Annotated in this window: 13 protein-coding genes and 1 tRNA gene; 4 read left to right on the top strand and 10 right to left on the bottom strand. The window is 72.2% G+C overall.

The genetic code is table 11. From position 1 onward, the window contains the following. Positions 1-705: 705 nt before the first annotated feature. Positions 706-1,455 (bottom strand): hypothetical protein, encoded by a 750-nt coding sequence (locus ACF07B_RS36160; RefSeq protein WP_392182015.1) that lies wholly within the window; start codon positions 1,453-1,455, stop codon positions 706-708. Continuing rightward, positions 1,452-1,766: a PadR family transcriptional regulator gene (locus tag ACF07B_RS36155; protein ID WP_392182014.1), complete on the bottom strand. Its 315-nt coding sequence runs from the start codon at positions 1,764-1,766 to the stop codon at positions 1,452-1,454. The genes ACF07B_RS36160 and ACF07B_RS36155 overlap by 4 nt, the downstream gene beginning before the upstream one ends. A gap of 121 nt (positions 1,767-1,887) precedes the next feature. Between ACF07B_RS36155 and ACF07B_RS36150 the strand changes: the two genes are divergently transcribed. After that, positions 1,888-1,959: transfer RNA gene (locus ACF07B_RS36150), tRNA-Ser, on the top strand. A gap of 110 nt (positions 1,960-2,069) precedes the next feature. Here ACF07B_RS36150 and ACF07B_RS36145 read toward each other — a convergent pair. The 4 genes from ACF07B_RS36145 to ACF07B_RS36130 all read right to left on the bottom strand — a co-directional run bounded on the left by ACF07B_RS36145 (position 2,070) and on the right by ACF07B_RS36130 (position 4,865). Then, positions 2,070-2,201 (bottom strand): hypothetical protein, encoded by a 132-nt coding sequence (locus ACF07B_RS36145; protein WP_392182013.1) that lies wholly within the window; start codon positions 2,199-2,201, stop codon positions 2,070-2,072. Positions 2,202-2,287: 86 nt separating this feature from the next. Beyond that, entirely contained in the window at positions 2,288-2,518 is a 231-nt protein-coding gene (locus ACF07B_RS36140; protein ID WP_392182012.1) for a helix-turn-helix domain-containing protein, read from the bottom strand. Between the two features lie 206 nt (positions 2,519-2,724). Next, positions 2,725-3,699 (bottom strand): 2-hydroxyacid dehydrogenase, encoded by a 975-nt coding sequence (locus ACF07B_RS36135; RefSeq protein ID WP_392182011.1) that lies wholly within the window; start codon positions 3,697-3,699, stop codon positions 2,725-2,727. Beyond that, a complete protein-coding gene (locus ACF07B_RS36130) occupies positions 3,696-4,865 on the bottom strand; it encodes a lactate 2-monooxygenase (RefSeq protein WP_369484647.1) in 1,170 nt (389 codons plus the stop codon). Before ACF07B_RS36130 ends, ACF07B_RS36135 begins: the two co-directional genes overlap by 4 nt. A 113-nt stretch (positions 4,866-4,978) precedes the next feature. Between ACF07B_RS36130 and ACF07B_RS36125 the strand changes: the two genes are divergently transcribed. Next, entirely contained in the window at positions 4,979-6,157 is a 1,179-nt protein-coding gene (locus tag ACF07B_RS36125; RefSeq protein WP_392182010.1) for a PucR family transcriptional regulator, read from the top strand. Positions 6,158-6,264: 107 nt separating this feature from the next. On the opposite strand, the gene ACF07B_RS36120 is transcribed toward ACF07B_RS36125, so the two are convergent. Beyond that, positions 6,265-6,816: a hypothetical protein gene (locus tag ACF07B_RS36120; protein WP_369484649.1), complete on the bottom strand. Its 552-nt coding sequence runs from the start codon at positions 6,814-6,816 to the stop codon at positions 6,265-6,267. Between the two features lie 341 nt (positions 6,817-7,157). Between ACF07B_RS36120 and ACF07B_RS36115 the strand changes: the two genes are divergently transcribed. Next, complete coding sequence (locus tag ACF07B_RS36115; RefSeq protein WP_369484650.1) at positions 7,158-7,580, top strand: subtilase-type protease inhibitor; 423 nt, start codon at positions 7,158-7,160, stop codon at positions 7,578-7,580. A 379-nt stretch (positions 7,581-7,959) separates the two neighbouring features. Beyond that, entirely contained in the window at positions 7,960-9,477 is a 1,518-nt protein-coding gene (locus tag ACF07B_RS36110; protein ID WP_392182009.1) for a phosphatase PAP2 family protein, read from the top strand. A 246-nt stretch (positions 9,478-9,723) separates the two neighbouring features. Here the strand turns inward: ACF07B_RS36110 and ACF07B_RS36105 are convergent, their stop codons facing one another. Genes ACF07B_RS36105 through ACF07B_RS36095 form a run of 3 tightly spaced genes read right to left on the bottom strand, consistent with a single transcriptional unit; the run spans position 9,724 to position 15,582 of the window. Then, complete coding sequence (locus ACF07B_RS36105; protein WP_392182008.1) at positions 9,724-12,552, bottom strand: NHLP bacteriocin export ABC transporter permease/ATPase subunit; 2,829 nt, start codon at positions 12,550-12,552, stop codon at positions 9,724-9,726. 1 nt (position 12,553) lies between these two features. Continuing rightward, complete coding sequence (locus ACF07B_RS36100) at positions 12,554-14,776, bottom strand: NHLP family bacteriocin export ABC transporter peptidase/permease/ATPase subunit (protein ID WP_392182007.1); 2,223 nt, start codon at positions 14,774-14,776, stop codon at positions 12,554-12,556. Next, positions 14,773-15,582, bottom strand: a complete 810-nt coding sequence (locus ACF07B_RS36095; protein WP_392182006.1) for an HlyD family efflux transporter periplasmic adaptor subunit — start codon at positions 15,580-15,582, stop codon at positions 14,773-14,775. Before ACF07B_RS36095 ends, ACF07B_RS36100 begins: the two co-directional genes overlap by 4 nt. Positions 15,583-15,607: the final 25 nt, after the last annotated feature.

Here is a 15,607-nt window from a genome sequence, read left to right as displayed (position 1 = left end):
CCGCCCTGCTGATCCTGGGCGGCGGTGTCGCGCTGTCTCTGCTGCTCATCCACCGCGAGACGGACGCCCGCGAGCAGGTCGCCCGGGAGGCGGACCTGCGGGGCACCACGGTGAGCACCCTTGCCGGCGACGTCCGGGCGCTGCGCGAGCAGGTGAAGGCCGCAGGGAAGACACCGGTCGCCCCGGACCCGACGCGGGCCGTGGACAACCTGCCCGCGCGGACCGAGGTACCGGTGCCGATCCCGGGGCCGGCAGGAGCACCGGGCCGGACCGGATCGCCCGGACCGTCGGGGGCGCCGGGCCTCAATGGCGCGGACGGATCCAGCGGAGCGGACGGCTCTGAGGGCCGGCAGGTCCGCCGGGCCCGTCCGGTGCTCCTGGCGCCGCGGGTCCTCCGGGCCCTGCCGGACAGGACGGCAAGGACGGCGCCGACGGGGCGGCCGGAGCCGACGGTCCGGACGGCCAGACCTGCCCGGACGGCTACAGCCTCCAGGCCCCGTCGAACGACCCGGACGCACTGGTGTGCCGCAAGGACGGCGCCCCCGGCCCGGCCCCCACGGGCACGACACCCCCGGCCCTCGCACTCGACCCGCAGCGCCGCCAGTACGCCTGACCTAGGAGAGCCCCCGCCGCCTTCGGGCGGCGGGGGCTTATTCGCATTCCCAGCGCCGGTCCGGCAGAGGGAGCTGGCCACGCAGCCTGGGCCTACTCGTCGGCAGCCTCGTGCCCCGACGGTTCCACTGCGATCCCGCGAACCCGACGAAGCCAGCACGCCAGGCCGTACAGCGACGCTCCCGCGACCGCGCACGGCTCCCACACGTCCGTCACGAGAGCACCCAACCCCTGATGGCCGACGATATAGATCGCCTGGGCGCCGACCACTGCGGTGATGACCCCGCTCGTGCGTGACGCCTTCTTCAGCAGCCAGTCAAGGGGCCGCCAAGCCGGACGTGCCACGTCGTGCAGTCGCATTCGAATCGACGCGACGAGGAATCCAAGAACCATCAACCGCTGAGCCGTCAGGGACGGCGTCCAGCCGTCCTCAGGGCAGCCGATCAACAGGGTGAGCCACTCGTTTCGAAGATGTGCCCGGGTGGGTCCGGCCACGCGCACGGCGATACCCATCGCGGAACGTGCCCCCCTGGGGGGTTTTGGTAGTTCCGGCGGAAGCTGCTCGATAGACATGATCCGCACCAGTCCCAGCTGAGGGAACGGAACTACGGTGAGCACCAGGCGGGTGGTTGCGCCGACCGTGGCGGGGTCGGTGGCGTCGATGACCTCTTGCTTGCACATGATGCGCAAGGACTTGCCGGAGAATCCTGCGACAACCTTGGACTCCGGAAGCCCTCTGAGTACCGAGCGTGCTGCTGATAGTCCGTCGGGATCCAGTTCCTTGTAGCTCCTGAGCGCTGACTCGGACCACGTGATCTCGAGCGGTGGCAACTTGTTCTTCACGATGCCCCACCGGCCAGTCCAAGGCCGAAGCGGCGGGCCTGGCGTGCCCGTAGGGCCTCGGATGCCATCAGGCGGCCAGTGCCTGTGAGTTCGTAGAAGCGGCGCGCGGGTCGACCGGGGTGAGGGCCGGTCTCTTCCTGGCTTGTGACCCAGCCGCGTTCGGTGAGGCGGTCGAGGATCGGGTACACGGTGCCGGGGCCGAGGTCGGCGTCGCGGCAGATGCTGAGGCCCCAGGCCGGCGCATCGGCCGTCGCGGAAAGCAGTGCTTCCAGGACGGCTATGGTCGGCTTGGTGAGCCGGAGGTTCGCCATGACCTCATTGCAGCATGTATCGAGTACGAGCATCAAGCGTATATCGAGATAGATACACGCGAGGGTGTCGGGGCAACGAAAACCTGATGCCCAGGGCCGATTGCGCGGCTACCGTTGTCATGTCCAGGTGCGAAGGCAACGGCTACTTCTCCTGTAAAGAGGGAGACGCGGGTTCGAATCCCGCTGCTGGCCTCGGCCAGTGTCGTCTAGCGGCCCAAGACGCCTTGTCGCCGTCGCCGAACTTGATCTCTGGACATCAGGCCTGAGGCGTCCGCCACGGGGGAGCAGCGGGCGGCTCGCAGGTCATCCCAGGGGCACGGCCGCGTAGGACTCCCACTCGTACATCTGGTTGTCGCGGTTCAGGACGATCAGCTCAGCACTGGAGATCCGGGCGTGAGCCGGGGCCAGGGCGAGGCTGTCGAGGACCCGGGCCACCGGTGCGGCCGGTCCGTCGCCCCCCGGGGCGACCCCGCTCGCCGATGACGGATGAGCGGGGTCCTCCTGCGTCTGGGGCGGGTCGGCTAGTCCACGAGCACAGAGACGCGTTGGTCCAGGACTGCGGCGATCCGCAGGAGGTCGCTGGAGCGGGGGTCGCTGGTGCCAGCCTTGATGCGCTGGAGGGTGCGGCGGTCGATGCCGGTCGCCTCGGCGAAGGACTCCTGCGTGTGGTTGGCCTCAAGCCTCAGGTGCCGAACGCGGTCGCCTAAATCGCGACTTCGGTCGGTGATCCATTGGTCCAGGTCGCGAGGCACCAGACGTTGGACACCTCATGATCGCATGTCAGCGTCAAGCCTGTCGTTTTTTATGATCATGGACACTAGTCGTGATGCGGCACCCGAAAGCCCTCGGCCCGCTGGCATCCCGGAGGACACCGGCGGACCGTACGCCCTTGAGCGGGGCCCCGATCAGGCAGGGCTCCGGTCTGCTGTTGCCGGTTGCCCGTCGCCTATCGCCCCGGCTACGAGACGACGTCCTGGGGTGGCTTGCCCGCCACGTAGTCCGCGGCGTTCTGAACCGCGGCCAGGGCGATCCGTACGAGGGTCTCGCGGGTGACGCCGGCGACGTGCGGGGAGAGCACGACGTTCGGGGCCTTGAGCAACCGCAGGTCCGGGGTGGGCGGTTCGGGGTCGAAGACGTCGAGACCCGCTCCGGCGAGGGCGCCCGCGTGCAGCGCGTCCGCGAGGGCGTCCTGGTCGATCAGGGCGCCCCGCGAGGTGTTGACGACGAACGCGGTCGGCTTGAGCAGCGCGAGCCGTTCGGCGTTCAGGAGATGTCGGGTCGCGTCGGTGAGCGGAGCGTGCAGGCTGACGTAGTCCGACACGCGCAGCAGTTCCTCCAGTTCGACATGGCGGGCGCCGAGCCGGGCCTCCGTCTCGGCGGACGCGCGCGTGGGCCCGGCGTACACGACGTTCATGTCGAACGCGACCGCCCGCCGCGCGACCTCCTCGCCGATGTGGCCGAGTCCCACGATCCCGAGCGTCTTGCCGGACAGCTCCGTGATCGACTGCTGGAGCCGGGGCAGCGCCCAGTCCGCCTCGGTCAACGCGGTGTGGGCGGGAACGAGTTGCTTGGCCAGGGCGAGCATGAGGGCGAAGGTCTGCTCGGCCACGTTCTGCTTCTCGGCGCCGCTGGAACCGATGTTGCACACGGGTATGCCGCGCTCGCGCGCCGCGTCCAGATCGACGTAGTCGAAGCCGTGGCTCGCGCACTGGATCAGCTCCAGGTCCGGTGCGGCGGCGATGTGTTCGGCGGTCACCGGGCCGAGGCCGGTGACGACGACCTGTGCCTCGCGCAGCGCGGCGGGGTCCTCGTCCGTGCTCTCCACGACGGTGACCCGGACCTGCCCCGGGAAGAGGGTGGCGAGCGCCGCTCCCGCCGTACGGCCGCCCACATGCGCGGAGACGACGGCGAGCACGTTCTTGGTGACGGTCATGCGGTCTCCTCGATGAGGTCCTCGGGGCCGAGGGAGGCGGGGCGGGCGTGTCCGGACAGGGCGAGGGTGAGGTCGAACTCGGCGAGCAGACAGCGGACGACGTGCTCGACGCCCGGCTGTCCGTCGAGGCCGAGGCCGTAGGCGTACGGACGTCCGACGAGCACCGCCCGCGCCCCGAGGGCGAGCGCCTTGAAGATGTCGTCGCCGGTGCGGATGCCGCTGTCGAAGAGCACGGTGAGCCGGTCGCCCACCGCCGCCGCCACGCGGGGCAGCGCGTCGGCGGCCGCGACGGAGCCCGCCACCTGCCGGCCGCCGTGGTTGGAGACCACCACGCCGTCCATGCCGGCCTCGGCGGCGTGCCGGGCGTCGTCCGGGTGCAGGATGCCCTTGAGGACGATCGGCCCGTCCCAGTTCTCCCGCAGGAACGCCAGGTCCGGCCAGGTCTTGCCGGGGTCGGCGAACATGCTGACGAAGTGCATGACGGCCGCGTTCGGGTCCTCGTGCACCGGCTTGGCCAGACCGGCCAGGAACGCCGGATCGGAGAAGTAGTTGGCGGTGCCCACGCCGTGCAGGAACGGCAGGTACGCCTGGTCCAGGTCGCGCGGGCGCCATGCCAGCAGCGGGGTGTCGAGCGTGACGAACAGCGCGGTGAACCCGGCCGCCTTCGCCCGGTCCAGGAAGCTGCGGGTGACCTCGCGGTCCTTCGCCCAGTAGAGCTGGAACCAGCGCTCGCCGTCGCCCATCGCCTCGGCGACCTGCTCCATCGGCGTGCTGGAGGCGGAGGACAGGATGTAGGGCACGCCCTGCGCGGCGGCGGCCCGTGCGGCGGCGCACTCGGCGTCCGGATGCATGATCGACAGCACGCCGATCGGCGCGAGCGCGAGCGGCGCGGGCAACGGGCGCCCCAGCACCTCGACGGACAGGTCGCGTTCGTGGACGTCACGCAGCATGCGCGGCACGATCCGGCGCCGGCCGAGCGCCTCACGATTGGCGCGCGCCGTGCTGCCGTCGCCCGCGCTTCCCGCCACATAGCCGACAGGACCGGGGCCGAGCCGCTGCTCGGTCAGTTCCTCCAGCCGTGTCAGATCGGTGGGCAGCCGCGGTACGGCCCCCGTCATCCCGTTCAGGTAGATCTCGTACTGGAAGTCGGCCCAGTGCTTCGCCATCCGTACGTCCCGCCTCTCGTCCCCAAGACCGCGCTGTACGAGGTCGATCCTGGCGAGGGTGACAAGTCCCGTCCACCGTGGTGCGCACAACGTGCGGCTGGAATCATCACTCTGTGACAAAGAAGCCCTCCGAGGACCGGGAACGCGTCCGGCAGGAAATGGTCGCCGACCCGCGTGTCGTGGAGGCGATCGTCGCCGCCGTCCACGAACAGGTCCCGGTGTACGCGGCGCTCGACGACAGCCGGCTGCCCGAGGTACGGGCCATCGCGGCCTGGGGCCTGGAGCGGCTGCTCCATCTGTGGGTCACCGACGGCACGCTGGGACCGGCCGACCTCCGGCGTTTCCGGGGCATCGCGGCGGCCCGCGCGGCGGACGGGCGCCCGGTGCGGGCGGTGCTGCGCGCCTACCGGGTCGCGGGCACCGTCCTCACGGACGAGGTCGCCGCCCGCGCGCCCCGGCTCGGCGCCGCCGACGCGTTCGCGCTGGCCCGCATGCTCCTGGTCAGCCTCGACACCCTCTCCGAGGAGATGGCCACCGCCTACGCCGCCACCAGCGAGGACCTGGCCGGGGACCGGAGCCGGGCGCTGCGGCTGCTGTTCGACGACCTCATCGCCGGACGGCACGCCTCGGTGGGCGCGCTCTCCGACCGCGCCGCCCGGCTGGGCATCCAGCTCCCGGATCCGTACTGCCTGCTGGCGGCGGAGCCGGTCGCCGCGGACCGGCCGGATCTCGCCCACGAGACGGCGGCGGCACTCCTGGACGCGCTGGCCCCTCCCGGGGGCGAGGTGACGTCCCTGGCGACCGTACGGGGCTCACGCGCCGTCCTGCTGCTGCCGCTCGCGGCGTCCGGGCGGGTCGGGGAGGTGATGGGCGAGCGGTCCTGGCGCGGGTGCGTCATCACCGGCGAGAGCCTGGACCGGATCGCCCTGGCGCACCGGCTCGCCGCCGACGCGCTCGACACCGCCCCGGCCCACGCCCACCGGTCCGGGCAGGTGCTGAACGACGCCGACGCGCAGGTGCTCGCCCTGCTCGCCGGGCGCCCGGCCGCCGCGCCCGACCACATCGCGCGGCTGGTGCTCGGGCCGCTCGCCGAAGCCACCCGGCGGCATCTGCTGGACGCCCTCACGGCGTACATCGACTCGGGCTCGGCGAACGCGGCCGCGCGGGCCCTGCACCTTCATCCGCAGTCCCTGCGCTACCGCCTGCGCCGGGTGCACGAGCTGACCGGCCGGGACCCCCGCGACCCCTGGCACCGGCTCACCCTGGACATCGCCCGGACGATCCGCGACTGAGGCTTCGGGGCGGGGCGGACCCGGAGGGCACCGGCCGCGACCGCGGCGCACCTCCGGGAAGTGGCGTCCGAGGCGGCGGCCCGGCTCTCACCCCTCGTCGCCCGCTCTCACTCCTCGTCGCCGGGGAGGTCCTGTGATCCGGCGTCCGGGCCCTGTGAGCGGATCCGTTGCACCTGCTCCAGCGAACCGCGCAGTTCGCCCAGCCAGTCGTCGGTGTGCCGCTGCACGAGGCGGACGCACCAGGCGAGGGCGTCACTGCGGCTGCGGGCGACGCCGGCCGCGACGAGGGTGTCGAGGACCTCGCGTTCGGGCTGGCGCAGCCGGGTCATGACGGGGGCGGCGACGTGGGTGAACAGGGCGCGCTCGGTGCCGCACTCCACACCCCACGAGACCTTTTTGCGGAACCGGTGCTCCGCGTCCCGGGCCACCTCGACGCGGTCCTCGCGGGTGCGCTCGCGGAATTCCTGGATACGGGCCCGCAGCGCCGCCTCCTTCTCGGCGTCCGAGGCGCCTTCGGCGAGCCGCGGTTCGGGGATGCGGCCGACGACGGTGATCTCCTCACGGTCGGCCGTCACCTCTGTGAGGCTCTCGAAGAGATCGTCGGGCAGGCGGCCGGCGAACCAGCCGCGCAGCTTCTCGCGTTGCTCCGATGTAATCATGTAATTACGATTACTCGATCGCGACCGATGTGCAAGGGCGGCCGGAGAAGTCCGCCGACAGCTGAAGTCGAGGCGGCATGCCGGTTCAAGTGGAATGTTTCAGGCCTATTGCTGAGCCGTGTCTTTCCGGCCAGGTGGCTGTCGGCGGTTGTCGTCGGGCGCGCAGTTCCGGGCTTCATCCGTTCGAATTCTGTAACTTCGCGCCACTGATTCAATACTCAAAGTTACTGAAACGTGTGGGGTCGATGTGTGTTTCCTGTGCGAACTCGGCAGACTCGCGCTCGCCGAACCGGCACCGACCGAGCCGGTATCGCATTCGATCGAGCGGAAGGATGCACACAATGCCGAACACCGCGCGTTGGGCAGCGACTCTCACCCTGACGGCCACCGCCGTCTGCGGCCCCCTCGTCGGGTCCGCCCACGCAGCCCCGTCCGGGCTCTACGCCCCCTCCGCCCTGGTGCTCACCACGGGCCATGGCCAGACCGCCTCCGTCGCGACGCCGGAGCGCGCGGTCACTCTCAACTGCGCCCCGACGGCCTCCGGGACCCATCCCGCCGCGGCCGACGCCTGCGCCGAACTACGGGGGGTCAAGGGTGATCTCGACGCGTTGACGCCGAGGAACGATGTCTTCTGTACCAGGCAGTACGACCCCGTGGTCGTCACGGTGGCCGGCGTCTGGCAGGGCAAGCGCGTCGCCTACGAGCACACCTTCGCCAACGAGTGCGTGAAGAGCTCCTACGGGATGACGGTCTTCGCGTTCTGAGAGACCGGGATCGCGTGGCCGTCGTGGACATGGACCGGGATCCGTAGCTGGGGAGTGCGGGCACCGTCACGAGGCGCCATGTGATTTCGCACCGAGGGCCGGTCAGACGGAGTGGGGCCGTCGACCGGCCTTCGGCATGTCCGCGTTCCGCCGCGTCACCACGGCACGGGCGTCATCCCCCTGGGGGGTGCCGCGGCGGACGCGGACCGTTCCCGGGCCCGAGCCGTACCCGGGACCGTGTCGTACCCCGGGGCTGTTCCCGGGCCCCAGCCGTACCCAGTACCACGCCGGAGCGGTCCGTGCGCCCAACGGCCCACGCCCTTCACCGTTTTGGGTCACCCGGGATGCGGGCGCGGCCGAGGGGGCGTAGCGGTGGAGCATGGGTGCACTCCTCGAATGGGACCAGCGGCTGTTCACACGGGTGGCCACCGCGCGGGTGCCCGGAGCCGATCCGGCGCTGCGGCGGCTCAGCCACGCCGCCAACCACGGCCGCCTGTGGCTCGGCACGGCCGCCGGGATCGGCCTCGTCGGGGGTCCGGCCGGGCGCCGGGCGGCACTGCGCGGCCTCGGCTCGCTGGCGCTGGCCTCGTTCACCGTCAACACGCTGGTGAAGTGGAGCGCCCGCCGCCCCCGCCCGCTGCTGGAGGGCGTCCCCGCGATCCGGCACCTGACGCGTCAGCCGCACACCACGTCCTTCCCGTCGGGACACTCCGCCTCCGCCGCCGCCTTCGCCACCGCCGTCGCCCTGGAGTCCACCCGTTACGGCCTCCTGGTCGCGCCCGTGGCCGCCGCCGTCGCCTTCTCGCGCGTCTACGTAGGGGTCCATTACCCGGGAGACGTCCTCGCCGGCGTGGCCATCGGCGCGGGCGCGGCCGCCCTCACCTGCCGCTGGTGGCCGCCGCGCCCCGTCGTACCGGAGCGGGAACGGCCCGCCGCGCGGGCGCCCGCCCTGCCGCTCGGCAAGGGACTGGTCGTCATCGTCGACGACCCGGCCGGTTCCGGAGCGCCCAGAGCGCCCGGAGCGCCGCTGCCGTACGCACGGCGGCTGCGCGCCCTGCTGCCCGAGGCCGAGGTGATCGAGCGAGGCCCCGACGACGACCTCGCGGAGGTCCTCGTCATGGCGGCCGACCGGGCGGTGGAGACCGGCGGAGCGCTCGGTGTCTGCGGCGGCGACGCCGACGCCGCCGTCGCCGCCCGCGCGGCGGCCGAACGGGGGCTGGCACTGGCCGTGTTCCCCGGTGCCACCGCCGACCGCTTCGCGCTGGACGTGGGGGTCCGGGACCTGGAGGACACCGCCGTCGCGGTCGCCCGCGGCGAGGGGGTGTCGGTGGACATCGGCGTCGCCCGTTCGGGGACGGGGGACACCTGGTTCCTCAACGAGTTCAGCATCGGCCCGTACCCCGAACTCGCGCGGCTGCGCGCGTGGTGGGAGCGGCGCGGGCCCGCCGCGCCGACGGCGGCGCTCGCCCTGGCCCGGGTGCTCGCCGCCGCCCGCCCGGTCGAGCTGAACGTCAACGGCCGGCCCCGTCGCCTGTGGCTGCTCCTCGCGGGCAACGGCCGTTACGTGCCGGAGGGACTCGTCCCCGCCTTCCGGCCGCGTCTGGACGACGATCTGCTCGATGTGCGCCTGGTCGACGCGGGGCGCCGGCTCGCCCGCACCCGTACCGTCGCCGCCGCGGTCCTCGGCACCCTGGAGCACTCACGGGTCTACGAGGCCGAGCGCGTTCCCTGGCTGGAGCTGGACGGCATCACCGGCGGGGACACCGTGGCGTTCGACGGTGAACCGCGTCCGGGAGCCACCGGGTTGAGGCTGGAGAAGGAGTACCGGGCGCTGACCGTGTACCGGCCCGTCCGGGGGAGGGGCGAGCCGGAGAAGGCGGAACCGCCGGCATGGTGATGCGATGTCCTTCCGGGAAGAGCCGTCGCCGGCCGGCCGAAGGCGGCCGAACGGCACGGCACCGCTGGGCCGAACGGCGCGGCACCGCCACGGGAAGCCTCCTCACCGAAGGAGCGAGACACCATGGCGGCCGAAGCCACCGCACGCACCGGGACCTGTCTCACCCTGGACGACGGCCGTGGTCGTAGGTGCGGCTGAAGCGGACGGCGGGGCCCCGGTGCCCGGTGCCGGGGGCGGACTGACCGCTCAGGCCAGCTGCCGCCGCACCAGCTCGTGCAGCCGCCCGCCCGTGTCCGCCAGCAACTGCGCGGGCGGGCCCTGCTGGGCGACCCGGCCGTTCTCCATCACGATGACCCGGTCCGCGTCCAGGACCGTCGACAGCCGGTGGGCGATCACCACCCGGGTGGCGTTGAGCGCCTTGGTGCTCTCGATCACCGTGCGCTGCGTCGCGTTGTCCAGCGCGCTGGTCGCCTCGTCGAAGTAGAGGATGCGCGGCCGTCGTATCAACGCCTGGGCGATCATGAGACGTTGGCGCTGCCCGCCCGAGATCGCGCCGCTGCCCGAGACGAGCGTGTGCAGTCCCATCGGCATCCGCGCGATGTCCTCGGCCAGACCCGCCATCTCGGCCGCCTCCATCGCCTCCTCCGGCGTGTACGCCTCGGTGCCGCAGATGCAGTCCAGGATCGACCCCGTGAAGGGCTGCGCGTGCTGGAGCACGACACCGCACTGACGGCGTACGGCGGACTGGTCGAGGGCCCCCAGATCCTGGCCGTCGTACAGCACACTGCCCGACACCGGCCGGTCGAAGCCGATCAGCAGCCGCAGCAGTGTGGACTTGCCGCAGCCGCTCGGGCCGACGATCGCCACGAACTCGCCCGGCCGGACGGAGAACGACACGTCGTCCAGGACGAGCGGACCGTCGTCGGCGTAGCGGAACGACAGCCGCCGCGCCTCGACCGAGCCGGACAGGACACCGGGACGCGTGCTCGCCCCGCGCACCTCGGGCGTCGCGTCGAGCACCGGCCTGATCTCCTCGAACATCGGCAGCGCGGCCGCCGCGGAGACCAGCGCCCCGGTGATCTGGGTGACCGAGGTCAGCAGCATCGTCACCGAGGTGTTGAAGGTGAGGAAGGCCGCGGCCGACAGCGAGCCCCGCGCCGGGCCCGCCAGGAGCATGAACATCAGCAGGGAGCACAACGGCAGATACACCGCGCCCATCACCGTCGTCAGGTTCTTGACGCGGCCCACCCGCTGCTGGAGTTCACGGCTGCGCGCGAACTCGCCCGCCCAGGCCGCGTACGCGTAGTTCTCGGCCCCCGCGACCCGCAGCTTGGGCAGCCCGCGCAGGGTCTGGAACGCCTGGTTGTTGAGCTTGTTGCCCAGGACCACAAGACGGCGCTGCCCGCGCACCTGCCACAGACCGAGACCGAGGAACACGGCCGCGACGACCACGAGCATGCCGATCGCGGCCAGCGCCATCGGCACGCTGTACCAGAGCAGCAGACCCAGGTTCATCGCGCCGACCGTGCCCGCCTGCGCGAGCGTGGGGCCGACACCCGCGAGCAGCCGGCGGATCGCGCTCACGCCTAGGGCGGCACTCGCGAGCTCACCGGTCGAGCGGGCGGCGAAGAACGACGTGGGCAGCCTCAGCAGCCGGTCCCACACGGCCGGTTGGAGACTCGCCTCGATCCGGCCCTCCATCCGCAGCAGCGTGAGGTTCTGCAACAGCGTGAACGCCGCCGAGACGACGCTGGTGACCATGAGCGCGAGACAGACCTGCGCGATCAGGCCGTGCTCGGCCCTCGGGACGTACTCGCCGAGCACCCGGCCGGTCGCGATCGGCACCAGCGCGCCGATCGCCACGGTCACCAGAGCGCTGATCGCGAGGTTGCGCAGATCCCCGCCCGTGCCCGCCAGACAGAACCGCAGCAGCCGCAGCGGGCCGAGCCCGCGCTCGGGCAGCGGGCGGTAGAACATCACGGCCCGCGGCTCGAACTCCGAGGCGTTGGCCTTCTCGACCGGCGTCTTCCGCCCGGACGACGGCTGCACGGCGACGTAGCCGCCGCGCCGCCACAGCAGCGCCACCGGCGCACCGGACACCGCCCGGCTGCCGACCAGCGGGCCGATGTCGTCACGCCACCAGCGCCCGTCCAGACGCACGGAACGGGCGCGGAGCCGGGAGGCGAGCGCGATCCGTTCGACGGGATCGAGCCGCTCGCTCTCCGCGCCGCCGCCCGCCCGTTCGGCGAGGGTGATCCCGGCCGCGCGGGCGACCAGCTCGCAGGCCGCGTAGGTGGCGTCCGTCTCGGCCGCCGTCGGGCGCTTCCCCGAGGGTCTGCCGATCGAGGCGAGCAGGGTGCGGTCGGCCCGGTCGCGGACGTCCTCACCGGCCTTGATGCCCGCCGCCGCGCGGTCCTCGTGACCGGCCTCCAGTTCCTCGATCCAGCGGTCGAGCGTGGACAGCAGCCGGTACTGCTGGTCGACCATGCTCTGCCAGACACCGGAGTCCATCAGCAGATCGGCCGCCGCCTCGGCCCCGTACAACGAGCCGTACTGCACACTCCCCGGCGGGACCCGCATCCAGAACACGTCGTCGTCGGTGGGGGCGGCGGCGTTCTCCGCGGCCGTCGGCGCCTGGAAGAGAATGGAGAGACCGCGTCCGACGCCGAGCGCGAGGGCGTGCTCCAGCGGGCTCGACGTCGGCGGCACGAACTGCGGGTTGCCGTACGCGTCGTAGGACCAGGTCGCCGTGTCGGCCGGCCGATGCAGCTCGCGCAACCCGATCCGGCGCAGCTCGCAGCCGCGCAACGGCCGTCCCACCAGGGTGTGCTGAGGGCCCGTCACCGGGCCGAGCAGCAGGGAGCCCGCTTCGAGCCGGCCGAGGTGATGCCAGTGGCCCTGCTGCGCCGCGTCGACCGCGAACAGGTCCAAGGCGCCCGCGACCACCAGCCACAGGACCTGCGGACCCTCCAGATCGAGACGGCTCACTCCCGCGCAGCCGACCGGGGTGCCCATGCCGCCGAGCGCGCCGAGCACCATGTCCTGCTCGTGGACGCCTTCGTGGACCGTGCTCATCTCAACGCTCCCTGACCAGACCGGCGTACGGGCCCTCGGCCGCCACCAGTGCCTCGTGCCGCCCGCGTTCCACGATCGAGCCGTGTTCCAGCACGACGATCTCGTCGCTGTCCCGCACGGTGCTGAGCCGGTGGGCGATCACCACGCAGGCACAGCCGCGCCGGCGCAGGTTGTCCATGACGGTCTGCTCCGTCTCCGCGTCCAGGGCGCTGGTCACCTCGTCGAGCACCAGGATGCTGGGCCTGCGCACCAACGCCCGCGCGATCTCCAGGCGTTGGCGCTGACCGCCGGAGAAGTTCCGTCCGTCCTGCTCGACGCGGCTGTGGATCCCGCCGGGACGGCGGGTGACGACGTCGTACAGCGCCGCGTCCTTCAGGGCCGCGGTCACCGCGTCGTCGGGGACCGACGGATCCCACAGCGCCACGTTGTCACGGACCGTTCCCTCGAAGAGGAACACGTCCTGGTCGACGAAGGACACGGACGACGCGAGCGCTCCGCGCGGGATGTCCTCCAGGCGCCGGCCGTCGATGCGAATCGTGCCCTCCCACGGCGTGTACAGGCCCGAGATCAGCCGGGACACCGTCGACTTGCCGCTGCCCGAACCCCCGACCAGGGCGACCTGCTGACCCGGCCCGACCGTCAGCGAGAATCCGGTGAGCAGCGGCGCGTCGAGCGGGCTGTAGCCGAACGTGATGTTCTCCAGCTCCACATGACCCCGCAGACGCCGGGTGGACCCGGCGGTGCCCGAGCGGGCGTAGAGCGGGTCGGCGCGGAAGTTCTCCACGTCCTTGAGCCGGGCCACGTCGGCCGCGAAGTCCTGGATCCGGCCGGCGACACCGTTGAGCCGGGTGATCGGTGCGGTGAAGCGGGTGACCAGCGCCTGGAAGGCGACCAGCAGACCCACGGAGACCTGTCCCTCGACCGCCCGCAGGCCGCCGATCCACAGGATCAGCGCGCTGTTGAGCATCGCCAGCGTGGGGGCGACCACCCCCAGCCACGCGCTCGGCACCCCGAGTCGCTGCTGCTCCTCCAGCGTGGTGGCGTGCTGTCCCGCCCACTTGCGGAAGTAGCCGTCCTCGCCACCGGTGGCCTTCATCGTCTCGATCAACTGGAGCCCGGTGTAAGAGGTGTTGGTCAGCCGGGCGGTGTCGGCGCGGAGCTTGGCGGTGCGGGTCGCGCGCAGCCGGATCACCACCCGCATCGCCACCACGTTGAGCAGGGCGACACCGATACCGACAGCCGTCAGCTGCGGGTCGTAGGTGTAGAGCAGCACGGCGTACAGGACGACGACGACCGCGTCCACGCCCGCCGCGGCGAGATCGCGCGCCAGGGTCTCGGCCACCGTGTCGTTGGACTGGAGCCGCTGCACCAGATCGGCCGGGCTGCGCTGGGAGAAGAAGGTGACCGGCAGCCGCAGCAGATGGCGCAGGAACCGGGCGCTGGAGAGCGTCGAGGAGATGATGCGCCCGCGCAGCAGATTCGCCTGCTGAAGCCAGGTCAGCACCACGGTCAGCAGCACCGAGGCGCCCATGGACGCGAACAGCACCGCAAGCAGCGAACTCTGACCGCCGATCAGGTACTGGTCGATGAACGTCCGGCTGAGCGCCGGCACGGCCGCGCCGACCGCCACCAGGAGCAGACTCGCCAGCACTGCGACGGGCATCGTGCCCGAAGTGCCGCGCAGCCGGGCCGGCATGGCGCCCAGGACCCCCGGCCTGCGACCACCCCTGCGGAACCCGGGGCCCGGCTCCATGACCAGGACGACTCCGGTGAAGCTGGTGTCGAAGTCCTCCATCGGCACGAAACGACGGCCCTTGCCCGGGTCGTTGATGTGCACACCCCGGCGTCCGAGACGGCGGCCCATGCCGTCGTACACGACATAGTGGTTGAACTCCCAGAACAGGATCGCGGGCCCCCGCACCTCGGCGAGAGCGGCCGTGTCCATCTGCATGCCCTTGGCCGTCAGACCGTAAGTCCGGGCCGCTTTCAACAGGTTGCTCGCGCGCGAACCGTCCCGCGAGACACCGCACGCGATACGCAGCTCTTCGAGCGGAACGTGCCGGCCGTGGTGGCCGAGCACCATGGCGAGGGACGCGGCACCGCACTCCACGGCCTCCATCTGGAGGACGGTGGGGGTACGGACGCTTCTGACCCGGGTCCTGGGCACGCTGCGCCGGGGCGGGGCGGCGCGCCGTCTGCCGCGCGTGTCCGGTGCGCCGCTCACGGCAGGAGCCAGTCGACGGGGCGCTGACCGGCCAGCCGGACCGAGGCCGTGGCCAGGGTCATGGAGGTGAGCGCGTAGGGCGGCCCGTCCGCGGACGACCACTTCAGGCCGCTGCGGGTGTCGGACGACCGGTCGAGGCGGACCAGCACGGCGACCGGCCTGCCCTTCTCGCTGAACTGCTCGCCCAGTTGGGCGTCGCCCAGGTAGGCGGCGATCTGCTGCCGGGTCTGCGCGTCGCGGCCCACCGCCTTCACATGACCGCGCAGCACTCCGTAGCGCTGGGCGGGCACCGACTGGACGGTGAGGTCGACGGCGGCGCCCGCGGGAATGGCGGCCGCGCTCGCGGCGGAGACGTACACCGTCGCGTACAGGAGGTCGTCGGCGTGGGCGACCTTCTCCACGGCGGCGACGTTCGCGCCGGTCGAGATGATCGCGCCGATGGTGGCGGCCAGGGCGGTGACGCGGCCCGCGGCGACCGCGCGGACGACGGCCGTCTCCCCTCGCGCCGTACGCACCTTGAGCACGGGGGCGTTCGCGGGGAGCCGTTCGCCCTCCTTCGCGAGGACCGCGGTGACCTGCCCGGCGACCGGGCTCTGCAGGAGGTAACTGCCCTCGGCGTGGGTGAGGACGGCGGGCGCCGCGACGGTGGAGGTGACGGTGCCGGTCACGGCCCAGACGGAGGCGGCGGCCATGGCGAGGACCGTCACGGACAGGGCGAGCCGGCCCTGGGGGCGGGCGAAGCGCACCGGAAGGTCGAGCTCTTCGGGGGAGCGCAGCTTGGCGAGGGCCTGTTGGCGGAACTGCACGGGACTCTTCTCACCTGTTCGAGAG

This window comes from Streptomyces sp. NPDC015532 (genome assembly GCF_043078065.1).
Classification (GTDB): domain Bacteria; phylum Actinomycetota; class Actinomycetes; order Streptomycetales; family Streptomycetaceae; genus Streptomyces.
Note: the sequence above shows the minus strand (reverse complement) of the source record. Positions and strands in the feature narration are given on the sequence as shown.